This is a genomic window from Alteromonas sp. 07-89-2, from assembly GCF_013113925.1.
In the GTDB taxonomy this organism is placed as follows: Bacteria; Pseudomonadota; Gammaproteobacteria; order Enterobacterales; family Alteromonadaceae; genus Alteromonas; species Alteromonas macleodii.
Genome location: NZ_VTYM01000003.1, coordinates 187,808 through 204,943, shown reverse-complemented (window position 1 = coordinate 204,943; position 17,136 = coordinate 187,808). Strand labels below are relative to the sequence as shown.

13 protein-coding genes are annotated in these 17,136 nt (G+C 45.8%); 11 read left to right on the top strand and 2 right to left on the bottom strand.

Annotated elements, in window-relative coordinates:
• Positions 1 to 11: 11 nt before the first annotated feature.
• Positions 12 to 1,160, bottom strand: a complete 1,149-nt coding sequence (locus F0261_RS03670) for a serine hydrolase (protein WP_014951241.1) — start codon at positions 1,158 to 1,160, stop codon at positions 12 to 14.
• A gap of 299 nt (positions 1,161 to 1,459) precedes the next feature.
• Here F0261_RS03670 and F0261_RS03665 point away from each other — a divergent pair, with 299 nt between their 5' ends.
• Genes F0261_RS03665 through F0261_RS03655 form a run of 3 tightly spaced genes read left to right on the top strand, consistent with a single transcriptional unit; the run spans position 1,460 to position 4,383 of the window.
• On the top strand, positions 1,460 to 2,902 hold the full coding sequence (locus F0261_RS03665; RefSeq protein WP_171337240.1) for a DNA-3-methyladenine glycosylase 2 family protein: 1,443 nt from the start codon (positions 1,460 to 1,462) through the stop codon (positions 2,900 to 2,902).
• 14 nt (positions 2,903 to 2,916) lie between these two features.
• Positions 2,917 to 3,465 (top strand): methylated-DNA--[protein]-cysteine S-methyltransferase, encoded by a 549-nt coding sequence (locus F0261_RS03660; RefSeq protein WP_039221607.1) that lies wholly within the window; start codon positions 2,917 to 2,919, stop codon positions 3,463 to 3,465.
• Positions 3,466 to 3,498: 33 nt separating this feature from the next.
• Positions 3,499 to 4,383, top strand: coding sequence for a DMT family transporter (locus F0261_RS03655; protein WP_039221610.1), 885 nt, complete (start codon positions 3,499 to 3,501; stop codon positions 4,381 to 4,383).
• A 17-nt stretch (positions 4,384 to 4,400) separates the two neighbouring features.
• On the opposite strand, the gene F0261_RS03650 is transcribed toward F0261_RS03655, so the two are convergent.
• Positions 4,401 to 5,822, bottom strand: a complete 1,422-nt coding sequence (locus F0261_RS03650) for a diguanylate cyclase (protein WP_061486779.1) — start codon at positions 5,820 to 5,822, stop codon at positions 4,401 to 4,403.
• 231 nt (positions 5,823 to 6,053) lie between these two features.
• Here F0261_RS03650 and glmU point away from each other — a divergent pair, with 231 nt between their 5' ends.
• The 8 genes from glmU (at position 6,054) to F0261_RS03610 (ending at position 17,121) form a co-directional block, all read left to right on the top strand.
• The gene (gene glmU, locus F0261_RS03645; protein ID WP_171337239.1) at positions 6,054 to 7,412 is read left to right on the top strand and encodes a bifunctional UDP-N-acetylglucosamine diphosphorylase/glucosamine-1-phosphate N-acetyltransferase GlmU; all 1,359 of its coding nucleotides are present in this window, start codon (positions 6,054 to 6,056) and stop codon (positions 7,410 to 7,412) included.
• A 289-nt stretch (positions 7,413 to 7,701) separates the two neighbouring features.
• Complete coding sequence (locus tag F0261_RS03640; RefSeq protein ID WP_171337238.1) at positions 7,702 to 8,742, top strand: Gfo/Idh/MocA family oxidoreductase; 1,041 nt, start codon at positions 7,702 to 7,704, stop codon at positions 8,740 to 8,742.
• A 197-nt stretch (positions 8,743 to 8,939) separates the two neighbouring features.
• On the top strand, positions 8,940 to 9,752 hold the full coding sequence (locus tag F0261_RS03635; protein WP_039221926.1) for a DeoR/GlpR family DNA-binding transcription regulator: 813 nt from the start codon (positions 8,940 to 8,942) through the stop codon (positions 9,750 to 9,752).
• Positions 9,753 to 9,754: 2 nt separating this feature from the next.
• Positions 9,755 to 11,587 carry a glutamine--fructose-6-phosphate transaminase (isomerizing) gene (gene glmS, locus F0261_RS03630; protein ID WP_171337237.1) on the top strand — a complete coding sequence of 611 codons (1,833 nt, stop codon included), beginning with the start codon at positions 9,755 to 9,757 and terminating at the stop codon, positions 11,585 to 11,587.
• Between the two features lie 274 nt (positions 11,588 to 11,861).
• A complete protein-coding gene (locus tag F0261_RS03625) occupies positions 11,862 to 12,848 on the top strand; it encodes an LLM class flavin-dependent oxidoreductase (RefSeq protein ID WP_061486776.1) in 987 nt (328 codons plus the stop codon).
• A 124-nt stretch (positions 12,849 to 12,972) separates the two neighbouring features.
• Positions 12,973 to 13,995 (top strand): ABC transporter substrate-binding protein, encoded by a 1,023-nt coding sequence (locus F0261_RS03620; RefSeq protein WP_061486775.1) that lies wholly within the window; start codon positions 12,973 to 12,975, stop codon positions 13,993 to 13,995.
• A gap of 19 nt (positions 13,996 to 14,014) precedes the next feature.
• The gene (locus F0261_RS03615; RefSeq protein ID WP_061486774.1) at positions 14,015 to 15,940 is read left to right on the top strand and encodes an ATP-binding protein; all 1,926 of its coding nucleotides are present in this window, start codon (positions 14,015 to 14,017) and stop codon (positions 15,938 to 15,940) included.
• Between the two features lie 104 nt (positions 15,941 to 16,044).
• Positions 16,045 to 17,121, top strand: coding sequence for a diguanylate cyclase (locus F0261_RS03610; RefSeq protein WP_156078988.1), 1,077 nt, complete (start codon positions 16,045 to 16,047; stop codon positions 17,119 to 17,121).
• Positions 17,122 to 17,136: the final 15 nt, after the last annotated feature.

Here is a 17,136-nt window from a genome sequence, read left to right as displayed (position 1 = left end):
CGATGCCGATATTACTTATCTGCGTCGGCTTTTTTCAAGTAACGCTTCCAAAACTCGGCTGTCGTTGAATTAATCATATTCGACTCTGCATTCATCAGCATCACATAGCCAACTTTGTGTTCAGGCAAAAACGCCACGTCAGCACGATAGCCTTTTACCCAACCCCCATGATAGTTAAGCTGTAATCCATTTAAGTCGTAAATACGCCAACCCAAACCATAGTGAGCATCGTCAATCATGCCGCGCCAACCTCTGCGGTAGGTTTCGCGCTTCGTTTTCACGCGCTCTGTAGTGACATAGTCCACCATTTCATCGGATATGACCGTGGGGAACTCGCCTAGCAGCGCTTGCAGATAAATCGTCATATCTGAAATGCTAGCGTTAACGCCAGCAGCTGGAGAGAACCGATAGTAGTTGCTTTCTACCTTTCCCTCGCGCCATTTATTTCTGGCGATAGCAATATGAGGTTGAGCCCATGATTCTGATGCAAACAATCCGCCTTTTCCAACACTGGCTGTTTTCATGCCTAGTGGTGCAAACAGATTGGCCTGAAGCTGTCGTGAGTAAGAGGTATTATTGTTACTGAAGTAGTATTCCAGCGCACCAAAGAGTGCATTTTGATAGGTATAGCATTCACCCGGCGCACACAGTGGTTCAAGCTCGCCCAGGGATTTAAGCACGCGCTCCAGCGAGTAGTCAGCTTCAATAAGGTTGTCGTAAGCGTTGGGCATAAAGCCACTAGATTGGCCAACGATATGTTGCAGTTGCAGCGCATTCATTCCTTTGCCTTTAAAAGGAATGTCGGGTAATAAGGTGGTTATCGGTGTTTCCCAGCTAAGCTGGTTTTTTTCTACAAGTTTAGCTGACAACAACGCAGTAAAGGTTTTTGATACAGAAGCTAGCCTGAATACTGTGTTCTCTGTAACTTTCTCTCCGCCGCGTTTGCGGGTACTTCCATATACGTAAACCCTTGGCGCTTTGCCCTGTTCATAAAACACAAACGCATAACCAGGCACGTTGTATTTTGAGGCTTCCTTTTGAACGTAACTAGCATAGTCATCAAGCCAATCCGCAAAAGCGCTTTGTGTAATGACCATTAGCATCGCTATCAGCCAAATTTTAGACAGGCGCAGCTTGAAGGTGCGCAAAGAGTTCAGCATACAGTCAGCTCGTTAAGCCTGTGGTTTTCTGATACATCCATCAGGCGCTCATTATTATTATCGCATTATTATGCGTTTAGCTGCTCCAATGATCAAATGTCGCTAATTATGCTCACTATCTCTTCAATGATTTGATTTATTCTAGCGGTAAGCGAACCGTTGTAAGAATATGCAAGAAAGGAAGAAAAGTTCGACTAGCAAGGTTTGTAATTATTGAGTTCTGATTTTGTCGCACCAACAGGGCCAATGCACGATACACTAGATAAAGGTGATAAACGACAGGTGGGAAGCGCATTCTAATGCCAGACAATCTTTTTGTCTCAGACATGGGGGCTTCAGAAAACTCAACAACTGCTGAGTCAGTGCTTTCAAAAGCAAGACTTAGCAGAGATCCTCGCTTTGACGGACGATTTTTTGTGGCGGTAAAAACAACCGGTATTTTCTGTAGGCCAATCTGTCCAGCGCGACTTCCTAAAGAAGAGAATGTGACTTACTTTCAACACGCCACACAGGCAATGGCACATGGTTATCGTCCATGTTTTCGCTGCAGACCAGACAGTGCACCTCGTTCAGCGGCGTGGAAAGGCGTGGGTGCAACGATTAACCGAGCGTTGTCGCTGCTATCTGTTATTCCCATTGAGCGCGTTGCGGATATTGCTATGCGGTTGGGTATTAGTGAGCGGTACCTAAATAAGTTGGTCGTCAATGCTGTGGGCATACCGCCTAAGCAGTTTCAAAATATGCAGCGCACTTTGTTTGCAAAGCAGCTTATTCAACAAACTCATTTATCTATGACAGATATCGCAATTACGGCAGGCTATCAATCACTGAGACAACTGCAGCGGGCCATAGAGCAATATTGCGCTACGTCTCCTACCCAGCTTAGAAAAAAAGAGCCGGTTCAACAAAAGGCTATCTCTTTATTTCTTTCTTATCGGCCGCCTTACAATTGGCCCTATGTACGAGATTTCTTGGCAACTCGCGCTATTGAAGGAATGGAACGAGTAACGGACGAGAGCTATGAACGATACTTTTCATGCAATGAAAGTATAGGCTTTTTTAAAGCTACTCACGACGAGGCGCGCCACGGATTCAAACTTCTCATCGACATGCCTGATTTAGGTCGTCTTCATACGATAATTGAAAATATAAAGCAGGTACTAGATCTTCACGCTGACCCGATTTTAATTGAACAAAGCCTATTGCAGTCTGGGTTACCGCCGAGCAAGTTAACGCCTGGGCTACGCCTTCCCAGTGCATGGAGCGTATTTGAAAGTGGCTGTCGGGCTATTGTAGGCCAGCAAGTTAGTGTAAAAGCGGCTATTGGCCAGGTGACTTTACTGGTACATCAGCTGGGCGAAACGGTCTCTGATGCGCTCCCGTCAAACGGTCTTGAATCTAAAACGAGTGAACGCTACAGCTTTCCCTCGCCTGAAAGTGTGGCCGAAAACAGTCTTGAATTCTTACGTATGCCACAGGCGAGAAAAGAGGCCGTACGTCATTTTGCTCGTTTATTCATAAACGGCAACATGCCAAGCCACGAAGACATACTCGCCATTAAAGGCGTGGGCCCGTGGACGCTCGACTATTTAAAAATGCGGGGGGAGAGAAATCCTGACGTCTACCTTGGCGGTGATTTAATCGTTCGTAAAATGGCGCAGCAGTACCCCGTAGCGCCCGAAAAAGCGGCACCTTGGCGCAGTTATTTAACCCTTCAATTGTGGCAGTTAAGCAATCAGTAAAGAGAGTCGTAAGTATGAAATATACAGATTTCGTGAACAGCATACAGGGGCTTGTTAAAGTTGAAGCCTCTGATAAAGGCATAACGGCTATCGAGTTCGTGAGTGCCGCTGAATCAGGTAATACGGCCAACGCGAGGCAGGGTGGAATAGGCAGAGAAACTGCAGCGCAAGAACGCGTGCTAAGCAACGGCTTTCATTCGCAAAAAAACGCCATCACCGAAGCAGCGTGCAGTCAATTACAGGCATACTTTGACGGTACATTACGCGAGTTTGACCTACCGCTTTGCCCTAAAGGTACGGCGTTTCAGAACCAGGTGTGGGATGCCTTGCAGCAAGTTAAATACGGCGAAACGGCCAGCTATTTAGATATCGCAAAAGCCATTGGCAACCCAAAAGCTGTCCGCGCCGTGGGTATGGCAAATGGTCGTAACCCTATTGCTATTGTTGTACCTTGCCATCGTATAATCGGAAGTAATAAAACCCTAACGGGCTACGCAGGTGGTTTACCGCGTAAGCAGTATTTACTTAATTTAGAAGGAGCCCAGGGGGTGCTGGGGCTATAAAAGAATGGGTGATAAGAAAATGGTGATAAAAGAATGGCAATAAGAGACATTATCGCGCTGCTGGTGTTAGCCGGTATCTGGGGCGGTTCATTTATTTTCATGCGTGTTGCCGCACCAGAATTTGGCATTTATGTATTAGTAGCCATTCGTACCGTGCTTGCTACAGCGGTATTGCTACCATTGCTGTTAATACGAGGGTCGGTTAAAGACATAAAGCGACACTGGTTGGCCATTGCGCTAGTGGGCATGGCTAACACTGCGGTGCCTTTCGTCCTGTTTAATTACAGCAGCCTACATTTAGAGGCAGGGGTGAATGCCATTTTAAATGCCACGGCTCCTATGTTTGGCGCCATTGTCGCTTGGCTGTGGTTAGGTGACAAACTAACAAAGTCAGCAGTAGCGGGGCTTTTTGTAGGCTTTGTAGGCGTAACCGTTATTAGTCAGCAAAAGCTCGGCGAGGGCGATATTAGTTTTCTTCCTATTTTGACTGCATTATTGGCCACCACTGGCTACGGCATAGCGGCATGTATGATGAAAAAATGGCTACAAGGGGTTAAACCTTTAGTTGTTGCAACAGGTAGTCAGGCCATGGCAAGCGTAATGCTGGCACCTTTCGCCCTTGCAACTCTGCCCGCCACTATGCCAAGCGTAAATGCGTGGGTTAACGCGGTAGCGCTGGCTGTCGGTGGCACGGGCATAGCGTATATCTTGTATTTCAAACTCATAGCTGACATCGGCCCAGCCAAAGCCATTACCGTAGCTTACTTAGTACCACTATTTGGCATTATTTGGGGTGTACTGTTCTTGCAAGAGCACTTATCGATTCAAACCATTGTGGGTGGTTTAATGATTTTATTCGGTGTGGCGTTAACCACAGGCGTTCTCAAAAGAAAACGCCTCAAAATTAAACCTGCTTAGATTAGCTTGAACTAGGGCTAGTCAATCAGCTGCATTCTTACTAAATTGCTGCCGTCGCGCTTGGCTTGATAAAGCGCGTCTTCCGCGTGCGCTGTTACTTCGTGCATAGCGCGCGGTGACGCAGTGTAAGAAATACCAATAGAAGCGGTAATCACAATTTCCGGTAACTCTTGCAATGGTGAAAGCGTAGCTATGCCATGTCGAAGGTTTTGCGCTATATCAAAGGCTACATGGGGGCCCGTGTGTGGCAACAAGATTATAAACTCTGCGCTACTCCATCTACCCAATATATCCTGGTCGCGCATATGTTCAGCTAAGTAAGAGACCACTTTATCAAGAATGTCATCTCCCGCATTACGGCCGTGGGCGTCTACAATATCTGAAAATTCGTCAACGCTTAGCAACATTACGCTGAGTGATTTGTGCTCGGCTAACAGCGTTTTATAAATAAGCTGCAAGTTATCTTTTTCAGGAAGTCGGTTGCTGTGACGTACCACCAAGTCTGGCTGCATATCTTTTCTGAAATAGTACAGTAGATTGTAGATAAGTAAGAACAGCGAGAAGACAACAACCAGCAGCGTTACCACGCTAAAAATAAACGCTTGAGAAATCTCTGCTTGGCGGTCTTCAAGCGGACTTAAAAGAAACACAGTCCAACCAAATTGATTCAGCTTAACTTCCGCAATCAGAAAGTCTTTTTGGTCAATAGTGACCAGCTTGTTATTCAGCGCCTGCTCGCTTTGAATTGTCACTGGCAAACTCGCGTACCAAGGCAACTCGGACAAGTTGGTGAATTCTGAGTAAGAGGCGATAAGACTTGGATCTGAAGACAACATAATATCGCCTTCACTATCCACGAATAAGAAGTCATAGCCGTATTCTTGTTTGTAGGTATCGAACACTTCGATAAAGCTGCGCAGGCTTTTTCCTACACCGAAAAAACCTAAAAAGCGGCCATTTTTGTCGTGAATTTTAATATCAATATAAAAGTGTGTGTCTTCCCATTTACCAATATCGGCAACGGCATCAGCGGGATAATCGCGATATTTGAAGTACCAGCTTACTTCACCTTCGATAAGGTTGATAATACTGCCGTCAGAATTATATTGCTTTCTGTCTGCCTCGCTGGCGATAAAGAAAGATAAACCAAACTCATTTTCAAGGCGATCCAATGTCTTAAAAACAGCATCTTGATCAATTGTTTCTCCATCCATCAAGTCTACCAACTCAGTGGAATGCCCTAATGCTTCAGAAATATGTAGAGGCTTAAGAAGTTGCTCGACGATAAGCGATATTGCAGGCGACAGTGACTGCTGCTGTGCGCGACTTTGTTCGGCAACGATTTTTGAAATACTGAAATGAACCAGTGTCACAATAGCGATAACCACTACCGCAAATAACACCAGAATACTTCTATGTAGTGTACGAAATGTGTTCACAGACTGCGCATGCTCCCTTGCCTGACTGAACCTAACCTAAGTGTTGAGTATACCTGTTGCAATAATGAACTACTAGGCGGTTTCTTTTAACTTAGACTAAATAACGAAGAGCAAAAGCGCAATGTGAAGTCGTCCGGTCAGACCTCAAAGTGAATCAATCGCTGACATATTGTTGGGCCTTGGTTACACTATACTCCGATTTTCATTCTCTTTGCGAAATAAAGGAATTATATGGCTTTCTCAGTGGTTGTATTAGCAGCGGGTAAAGGTACCCGTATGAAATCGTCGTTACCGAAGGTATTACACAAAGTAGCTGGTGTGCCTATGGTGCAGCGCATTATCAACACAGTAAAATCACTGGGTGCTGACAATATTCATTTGGTCTACGGCCATGGCGGCGACCAGCTAAAGGCAACGGTTGTTGAAGACAATCTAAACTGGTGCTTACAGGCCGAACAGTTAGGTACAGGCCACGCTGTTCAACAAGCTGCACCCCACATTAAAGATGATGAAGACGTGCTTGTACTTGTTGGCGACGCACCACTTATTCGCGAAGAAACACTAAGTGCATTAAAAGCAGCAAAGGAAAGCTGTGATTTAGCACTGCTCACTGTAAATTTAGACGACCCCACAGGTATGGGCCGCATTATTCGCGAAAATGACAATATTACCGCGATAGTCGAGCACAAAGACGCCACTGATGCTCAGCGTGAAATCAAAGAAATTAACACTGGCATGATGATGATGTCTGGCGCTGATCTTAAGCGCTGGTTGGGTGAGTTAAGCAATGATAACGCGCAAGGCGAGTATTATCTTACCGACGTTATTGCCATGGCAGCGGCCGAAGGCAAGCGAATTCAGTCAGCACAGCCACAGTCTGCGGTAGAAGTGGAAGGCGTTAATAATCGTTTGCAGTTAGCTAACCTAGAACGCGCGCTTCAGCGTCGCCAAGCCAAAGAGCTAATGACCAATGGCGTAACCTTGCTGGATCCTGCTCGTTTTGACTTACGCGGCCAGCTTGAAACCGGTAATGACGTAATTATCGACGTTAACGTTATTGTTGAAGGTAAGGTGACACTTGGTAGCAACGTCAACATTGGCGCTAACTGTATTCTGCGAAACTGTACTATTGCCGATAACGCTGTAATTGAAGCTAATTCTATTGTTGAAGAAGCCAGTGTGGGTGAAGCCTGTACGGTCGGGCCTTTCGCTCGACTACGCCCTGGTGCAGTAATGCAGAAAAATGCCAAAGTGGGTAACTTCGTGGAAATGAAGAAGGCTATTTTAGGCGAGGGCGCCAAAGCAAATCACTTAACCTACCTAGGCGATGCAGAAGTGGGTGCCAAAGCGAACATTGGCGCAGGCACAATTACCTGTAACTACGACGGTGTGAACAAGTCCAAAACCGTCATCGGCGAAAACGCCTTTATCGGCTCAAACTCGTCGCTTGTCGCGCCTGTAAACATTGGCAAAGGGGCTACGGTAGGTGCTGGTTCCGTGATCACGTCAACCGTAGACGAAGACGCGCTAGCCGTTGCCCGCGGTAAGCAGCGCAATATTCCAAATTGGCCGCGCCCGACCAAAAAATAAAGACGTACCCTAATTAAAGCTCGCTAACGGGTTATATGATGAGATAGGGCTGGCAAACACAAATAGTGATTAGCTAGCCCAGTTTCTTCTTCAGTCCCATCAAAATATCGCCCAGTCAGAAAGATGACAAAATCAGAGGGTTTAAATTAACGCCTACTGTGTCGCTGTAAACGCAACTCATTCAGCTATCTGTCTTCTAAATAATGAACTATCTAAGGTTTCCCCTATCTATCATTACTGATAGTGTGTGTTTACTTACCTCTTAATTCTTTTTAAATAAGGATATGCGATGATATCTACCCTTCTGGTTGGCTTTGGATTTTCCGCCACAACCTTTCATTTGCCATTTCTAAATTATCTACCGCAGTTCTCTGTCGATGTGGTTATCTCTTCAAAACCTGATGTGGTTAACGCAGTTTTACCCCATGCTGAAGTGTATGGCTCGTTGGAAGAAGCGCTTAAAATTCACGATGTAGACTTGGTGGTTATTACAACCCCAAATCACCTTCATGGGCCACAGGCGAAACTGGCATTAGAGCACAGTTGTCACGTATTGGTAGAAAAGCCATTTACATTAGATAGTGAAGAAGCAGAAGCTTTAGTAGAGCTTGCACATTCTCAAAATAAACAGCTTTGTGTTTATCACAACAGACGTTTTGATGGCGATTTTCTTACGATTAAGCAGCTAATTCACGATGGAAAACTTGGCGACATTAAACGTTTGGAAAGCCGCTTCGATCGATTTCGCCCGGTACCACGAGACAGGTGGCGTGAAAATGCAGGGCCAGGAAGCGGTATCTTCTGGGATTTGGGTCCCCACTTAATCGACCAAGCGCTACAGCTTTTCGGCGAGCCGGAAGAAGTGTCGGCAAACATACAGGCCTTGCGTGAAAATGGGCAGTCAGACGACACGTTCGATGTAACTCTTCACTATGTTGATAAAGTTGTAAAACTAGGTAGTTCAGCCTTTCAGGGAGGAGCAACATTGCGCTACGACTTGCAAGGCACAAAAGGCAGCTTTCGAAAGTTCTATTTAGATCCGCAAGAAGATCAATTGCGTGGAGAGCTATCCTTTGATGATGAACACTGGGCGATTACAAAAGATAACGAGCATGGCGTGCTAGCTGTGGTCAATGAAAGCGGCCAGCTAGTTGAAGAGACGGTGACAACATTGAAGGGTGAATATCTCACGTTTTTCAATCGCCTTGCTCACGCTATTGAAGACGGTAAATTCTCGCCGGCTGACGCAAGTACGGTCGTACCTGTTATCAAAGTCATTGAGCTAGCCATAAAAGCGAGTGCTCAAAAGAAATCGCTGGCGTTTAATTAAACAATTACCTTGATCGTCGTTTCAATTTAACTTACGATACTTTCACTTTAAAACTAATGGCTTTCGTTTTGAAAGTTATGGTTGAATGTTGAAGATGTGTTTGCGGACTGTTTTGCAGACTTTTCATGGCTTGTTCTCAATTGGAACAACGCGTACAGGAAGGTTTAGCGAGAAGGCAGCAAGAGCATGAGGTTATATTGAAAAGTAGTAAATCAGTTGAACAGCGCCGCCAGCAGATAGTGGCGTGGGTGAAAGAGCATGGTCAATCACAAGTTGAAGATTTGGCTGTGCGTTTTGCTACGTCTGAAGTCACCATTAGAAAAGATCTCGCAGCCCTTTCGCAGCAAGGTTTACTGATTCGACAGTTTGGTGGCGCAGTGCCTGTACCATCATCTACCAACTCAAATGCTGGGCCATCTCAATTTATTACCAATGACCCTTCCACGAATTCAACTACTAGCCCAGCAATTAACGCTATAGGCCAACTTGCAGCGAGCTTGGTTAAACCAGGCAATAAGCTCGTTATAGACTGCGGGTCTACCACCGCATCCATCTTGCCCCATTTATCCCATATCGATGATTTAGTGGTAATGACCAACACGTTATCAACCGCCAATTACCTTACTCAAAGTGAAAAAGAGCCGACGGTGTTAATGGTAGGGGGCACATGGGATGCCCAATCACAGTCGTTTCAAGGCGCTATGGCTGAACAGTTGGTTAGTGCCTATAGTTTTGACATTGCGTTTATTGGTGCCGCGGGCATAGATGTCAACAGAGGCACCACCACCTTTAACGAGCTTATTGGTGTAACCCGCGCCATGGCTGTGGCGGCGAGTAAGGTGGTTATAGTAGCCAGCTCAAAGAAATTAACGCATAAAATGCCTAACCTAGAGCTAAGCTGGAAAAACATTTCTGTTTTGATCACTGATGAAGGCATTTGTGAACAAGACAAACTTAATATTGAAAATCAGGGCGTGACAGTACTTATTGCAGCGCCGAGTGGAGAATAATTATGTGTGGAATAGTTGGCGCTGTAGCTGAGCGTAACGTGGTTGAAATCCTATTAGAAGGTTTAAAAAGGCTGGAGTATCGCGGCTATGATTCAGCTGGAGTGGCGCTATTGCAAGGCGACGGCACGCTTACACGTATTCGCCGTACAGGCAAAGTACAAGAGCTTGCTGATGCGGTGGCAGAAGGCGAAGCACTTGGCACGACAGGTATTGCCCATACCCGTTGGGCAACGCACGGTGGGGTGACAGAAGCGAACGCACACCCTCATTTCTCAACTGATCGTGTTGCTGTAGTGCACAACGGCATTATTGAAAACTACGTTAACTTAAAAGCACAGCTAAAAGAGCAGGGCTATACCTTTACCAGCGACACCGACACAGAAACTATTGCTCACACCGTACACGAAGAGCTTAAGTCAGGTAAGACTTTACTAGACGCTGTGCAAAGTGCCGTTAAAACCTTCCACGGTGCGTATGGCACCGTTATCATGGATAAAGAAGACCCAAGCCGCGTGGTCGTTGCACGTTCGGGCAGCCCGCTTGTAATTGGTTTAGGCCTTGGCGAGAACTTCATTGCGTCAGATCAAATGGCATTATTGCCAGTGACACGCCGCTTTATCTTTTTAGAAGAAGGCGATGTGGCAGAGATTACTCGTCGCGATGTTAAAATCTTCGATAAAGACGGCAATGCCGTTGAACGAGAAGTGATTGAGTCGAATATCGAGCACGACGCGGGTGACAAAGCGGGTTACCGCCACTACATGCTCAAGGAAATTCACGAGCAGCCAACCGTTGTGCGTAATGCGCTTAAAGATCGTATTGACGAAAACGGACTTACCGCAGACATATTTGGTAAAGGTGCTGACGAGATATTCAAAAAAGTACAGCATGTACAAATTATTGCCTGTGGTACCAGCTACCATGCGGGTATGACGGCGCGCTACTGGCTGGAACAATATGCAAATGTGTCGTGCAACGTAGAAATTGCATCAGAGTTTCGTTACCGCAAGTCAGTGGTTCACCCGAACAGCCTGCTCATCACCATCTCTCAATCGGGTGAAACAGCCGATACGTTAGCTGCCCTTCGCTTAGCCAAAGAGCTTGGCTATATGTCTAGTCTGACTATCTGTAACGTTCAGGGTTCGTCATTGGTACGCGAGTCAGACCTTGCATTTATGACCCGCGCTGGCGCGGAAATTGGCGTAGCGTCTACCAAAGCCTTCACTACTCAGCTCACTGCGTTCTTAATGCTTACCCTAGCGCTGGGCAAAGAAAACGGCATGACAGACGCTGACAGCAAAGCTATTGTCTCTGCGCTTCATAGTCTACCTGCAAAGCTTGAAGAGACCTTAGCGATAACTGGTGGCATTGAAGATTTAGCTGAAGAATTTGCAGATAAGAATCACAGCTTGTTCCTAGGTCGTGGCGATCAATACCCTATTGCCATGGAAGGAGCGCTAAAGCTTAAAGAGATTTCTTATATTCATGCGGAAGCGTATGCGTCTGGGGAATTGAAACACGGCCCACTTGCGCTTATTGATGACGAAATGCCCGTTATTGTGGTTGCACCGAACAACGAACTCCTCGAGAAGCTAAAGTCGAACGTTGAAGAAGTACGTGCCCGTGGCGGCATCATGTATGTATTTGCGGATAAAGATGCGGCGTTTGAAGGTGATGAAACCATGCGCGTTATCGACGTACCGCACTGCGACGAACCAATCGCACCTATCATTTATACCTTGCCACTACAGCTATTGAGCTACTACGTAGCGCTAATTAAGGGCACGGACGTTGACCAGCCGCGTAACTTGGCGAAGTCGGTTACGGTGGAATAAAGCGCACTGCTGAAGCACTTATTCGTGCTCACAAACAAAGCCTGCGACTGACAAAAGCGCAGGCTTTTTTGTTTTCAATAGGCGATTATTGGCTGCTAATTAAGTGGCTTTCCTGCAAGCCCATGACTCACTATTATTTCACTTCTCTTTCCACCACTCTCACTTTATCGATAAACCTTCTCCATCCGTCTTACTTTGTCAGGTAAGGCAGTTGTAAAACGAGGAGTAAGGTCATACGTATAAGTCATACCAAGTTTCAACATTGCGAGGCAACATGGCTATCCCATACTCACTGCTAGATTTAGCGCCAATATCTGAAGGGTTTGGCGTAAAAGACGCGTTAAACAATTCGAAGTTGATGGCTGTGGAAGCTGAGCGCTGTGGCTATGAACGTGTGTGGTTAGCCGAGCATCACGGCATGCGTGGTGTTGCCAGTTCTGCCACCTCAGTAGTGTTAACGCACATTGCTAACGCCACCGCTACCATTAAAGTTGGTGCGGGCGGTATTATGCTGCCTAACCATGCACCTTTGGTCATTGCTGAACAGTTTGGCACCTTGGCTGAATTATTTCCCAATCGCATAGAGCTTGGACTTGGCCGTGCACCAGGCACTGATATGGCGACCGCACGCGCGCTTCGTCGTAATTTCCAAAGCGATGTGGACAGTTACCCAGAAGATATTCAAGAACTTCAGCACTACTTGGGTACACCGCAAGACGGGCAGCCAATTGTTGCAGTACCTGGGGCGAATACACACGTCCCCCTGTGGTTGCTTGGCTCTAGCTTATACAGTGCCCAAGTGGCGGCAAAGATGGGGCTGCCATATTCGTTCGCCTCGCATTTTGCGCCCGATGCGCTATTCGATGCGCTTCATGTGTACCGCAATATGTTTAAACCGTCGCCTCAGTTATCAGCGCCAAAAGCGATGGCTGGGGTAATGGTGGTGATTGCTGAAACCGATGAAGAGGCTGAACTCCTATTCACGTCAGTGAAGCAGCAATTTATGAACATGCGACGTGGTCTTAATAGGCCTTTCGCTAAGCCTATGCCTAACTTTGACGAATATTGTACGGCGACTGACGAAGCAATGTTATCGAATGTATTGAGGTATGCGTTGGTAGGGTCGAAAGAGACGGTGCAAAACAAGCTAGCTCAGTTTGTTGAAGCGACGGAGGTTGATGAAATTATCGTGTCGATGCCGATTTACGATATAGAAGCGCGCCTGTTTAGTGTTAACGCATTTGCGGAAATCGCATCTTAGTTTTAAGAAAGCTATTCCCAGTATTGAATATTTGGTTATAACTTCCACTATGAATGACCTTCGAATAACTTTATGATACGTTTATATGTGCGTATTTTCAGTTAGTTGTGTTAGGTTCACAGTCATGACAAAGGTCTGGTTTTCCCTTCTTTTAGCTTTATCATCTTTGATGTGGGGCGCTAGTGCTGCTTTTGCGAAAGAAACCCTGGACCTAATTGTTCTTGAAACACTGCCTGTTCCCATTGTCGCTGATTCGCGGGCCGAGTTCGAAAAGGAACTTGCGCGGATTATGCCCGAACACGAGATTAACGTAACATCGTATAACGCCGAAGGCTCTGAAGTTCGTGCTAAGGAGATACTTACCGAGCTTGCAAAAAAACCAGCGCCTGACCTTATTGTATCGGTGGCGACCCTTGCCACCAGAGCGCTGAATGCGTCTGAAGCGTTTGTTGATGTACCTAAGCTGTTTATGGCGGTCTCAGCACCGGTTGAAGAAGGAATAGTTTCTGCTATTGGTGCGGTTAGTGAACGCAACATGACGGGCGAGTCACACGTGCTAGACGCAAAGGTAAAGCTAGATATGTTAGAGGGCGTGCTCAGAGCGTCTAAGCCCTCATCGCTTTTTACCATCGGTCTAGTCCATTCTACATACCCATCGTCAAGTAACTTGGTTAATCAACTTCTGGCACTGAATGGTGACTACGAGAACATAAATCTTGTTGCTGTTAGTACACCGTATATAGAAGGCGATGATGGACTGGTTGAAATGACTGACAGCATCATCAACAGCTTGCAGCAAAAAACAAACGAGCTGGATGGTTACTGGCTTTCATCTGGGCCGCTCGCGGAATCGAATGGCTTAGTAACAAAGGTAAAGGAAGCTACGGGACTGCTTCCTTTATTCGCAGAAAGCATTTCCTCTGTGAAAGAAGGTGCGCTTCTTGGCGTAGTATCTGAGCCAGCGAGTATTGGCAAATCAGCTGCAAGAAAAGCCAAGCTAATTCTTGAGAAAAAATCGGCGAGGGACATTCCCGTTGATAAAATGGATACGTACACTGTAGCGGTAAATGTGTCTACAGCAATCAAACTGCAGTTGCCCATTCCTTCAAACTACTTGAAGCTGTCGAAAAAACATGTGTATCAATAAGGCCTAATTAGAAGTAAGTATGCGGATTAAATCGAAACTGCTGGTTATCTACATTCCAATTTTATTAATTGGTATGGCACTTACTGGGTATTGGGCTTATTTGACGGCGTACGATTCAGTACGCGAAAGAGAATATCAGCTCCTCACTCAGACGCTTACATTAAACGTTTTAGAGATCATTGACGAAAGACGTGAACTGCTTATTGAGTCGGGCCTAGAGAATGTGCCTGTGTTTCGCGAGGCCTATCAAAAGGAAGTGTTTGAAGAGCTAAAGTCGTTGCAGCAAGCCACCGACCGCCACTTTGCGATCAGTGACAAGAGTGCCGATACTGTGGTGTTTAGTACGATGGAGCACACTGTGGTTCCTAATGTCGAAGATGCGACAATCGCAACCATTGCCAGTCGTAAGGTCGCCTTTGGTGAGTCGAATATTAACGATGCTGACGTGTTATTTGCGTGTGCGGAATTTGCGCCATGGAATTGGAAAGTTACCGTATTACAGCCTGCTGACGCACTGCAATCTTTCCTATCTACTATTGCGTGGCTAACGTCATTAGTGACGCTATTTGCTGTCGTTATTGTCAGTTTGCTTATGGGAAGAGTCACACAGGTGTTTGTTGTTTCTCCTATCGAAAAAATAAAATCAGCAGCAAGTCGCATTGCCCTTGACCATAAGAAGGTCAGTATAGACTTACAGCAAAACGACGAGTTAGGTAGTTTAGCGCGAGACGTTGAGGCAATGTCTGGTGAAATAGAGCAATACGTTGCTCAAGCTCAGCAAGCAAACCGCGCAAAAACGGATTTTCTTGCAGTAATGAGTCATGAAATTCGCACCCCACTGAACGGTATTCAGGGATTAGCAACGCTACTTCTTGATACGCAACTGTCGGATAAACAGCATCAGTATGCCAGCGATTTGAAATCATCGGCGTCTATTCTAGCGACCGTTATCAACGATGTTCTGGATCTCTCAAAAATTGAATCAGGTATGTCAGAAGTTGACGTTACAGAGTTCGATCTTGACGCAATGCTGAATGACCTTATTACGCTACTGGGTACCAATGCTAGCGCCAATAGTACGCGTTTGGTTTACAAAAGTAAGAACATGGAATCGGTGGCAGTAACCAGTGATATTACGAAGTTACGCCAGATAATCATTAACTTGGTGAGTAACGCAATTAAGTTTACTCATAAGGGCACGGTGACTATTTCCGCCAAACTCAAACAGCCTTCACAGGATACCGTGAGCGAGAACCATTTGGTAATTGCGGTTAAAGATACCGGTATTGGTATTGAGCCAGACAGACTCGAGCATATTTTTGATAAGTTTACGCAGTCCGATTCATCAATTACGCGTAAATACGGTGGCACTGGGCTAGGTCTTGCTATTGCAAAGCAGCTTGCACAAATATTAGGTGGTGATATTAAGGTGGTGAGCAAAGTAGGCGAAGGTTCATGTTTCACCGTTACCGCCAAGGTGCAGAGTCGTCGCGTGGTGGAGTCGTCGGCCGATTCGGATTCCGCGCGACAAGCAGAGCGCGCTAGCTTACCAGAAGGTATTAAAGTTCTGTTGGCTGAAGATAATGCCATTAATGCTGTGGTAGCACAGGCACTCTTAGAGCAGCTGAAATGTGATGTTGAGCACGTTGATAATGGACTGAAAGCCGCTGCACGAGTAGAAGAGGGCGGTATTGATGTTGTTTTCATGGATGTGCACATGCCAGTGATGGACGGCATTGAAGCGACAAAACGCATTCGAAAGCTTGATGGAGAGCTTAGCAAAATCCCAGTTATAGGGCTTACCGCCGAAGCATTCAAAGAGCGTCACGTGTCATTTAAGGAAGCGGGGATGGACGACATCGTTACCAAACCTGTCACCGTTGAGGCACTGCAAGAAAGTTTGTCAAAACTGGCGCTTAATCAGGAAGTCACTGATAATAGTTAAAGTGATGCAGCCTCAGTAATTTGAAGTTGTAAGAGCCCGTGGGTGATTTCACCATGGGCTAATATATAAATGCTTTAACAGTAACTTATTGCTTAAGGTGGCGTGTGCAAATCAATAAACCCCGCGAGCTACTTCGGCTGAGAATTGCGCTGATCATTGGTGCTGTACTTGTGCTTGCCTTTATGGCTGCTGACTTGATGCTACTACCAAGCAGCATGTACGAGCTGTACATATTCGATCGCTTACTTCTTCAATTCCCTATTATACTCGTCGTTGTTGTACTCTCCTTCTGGCGCAGGTTCATTCAGCATCGAGCCTACATTTTCGCAGGGTTACTTATTGCGCTTTCTTACAGCAACTACTGGTTAATATGGGTTTGCTGGGAAGAGCACAGCTTCATTTTCCCCTACGAGGGCACAATTTTATATGCTTTCTTCTGTGTGTTTGCGCTGGGTATTGCCTTTAAATTAGCGCTAGCAGCCAACGTCATCAACATTCTGGGTTTTTTGGGGTTAATGTGGGTTGCGCCGGTTTATGGTGACAGAGTTCCAATTTCAATGGCATTTGTATCTGGGTCTTTGTTTATTTGTGTCTATGCCCGTTATCGGTTAGATCGCAGCGTACGCATGTTAAAAGAAACCAATGACAGGCTACTTAAACTTAGCAAATTTGACCCCTTATCTGATTTATTGAATCGGCGTGCGTTACGAGAGCAGAGTGAAAAACTGTTGGCGTTGAGTAAGCGTCATAAAGTGTCGATGGCTGTGATGATGCTCGACTTAGATGATTTTAAAAAATATAACGACTGTTTTGGTCATCAGCAGGGTGATGAAGCCATAAAAATACAAGCCCGCATTATGAAGCAGGTCTTTAAGCGAGAGACAGACATATTAGGTCGGTACGGTGGCGAAGAGTTTATTGTTGTATTGAGCGACATTCAGAAAGAACAAGTTGAGAAGCACTGTGATGCACTCTTGAATAAGTGGACAGAAGTCGCATTAGAACATGCTCAAGATGCAAAGCATCCTTTAATGAGTTGTTCCATTGGTGTGGTGTTTGCCAAGTCGGCCGAGAACATGTCAATCGATTGCCTTATTGACGAAGCAGATAAAGCACTTTACGAAGCAAAAGAAAAAGGCAAAGCCCAGTTTGTATTAAATCAGGCGCAGTGCTTAGCCTAACACTGCGCTTTTTTT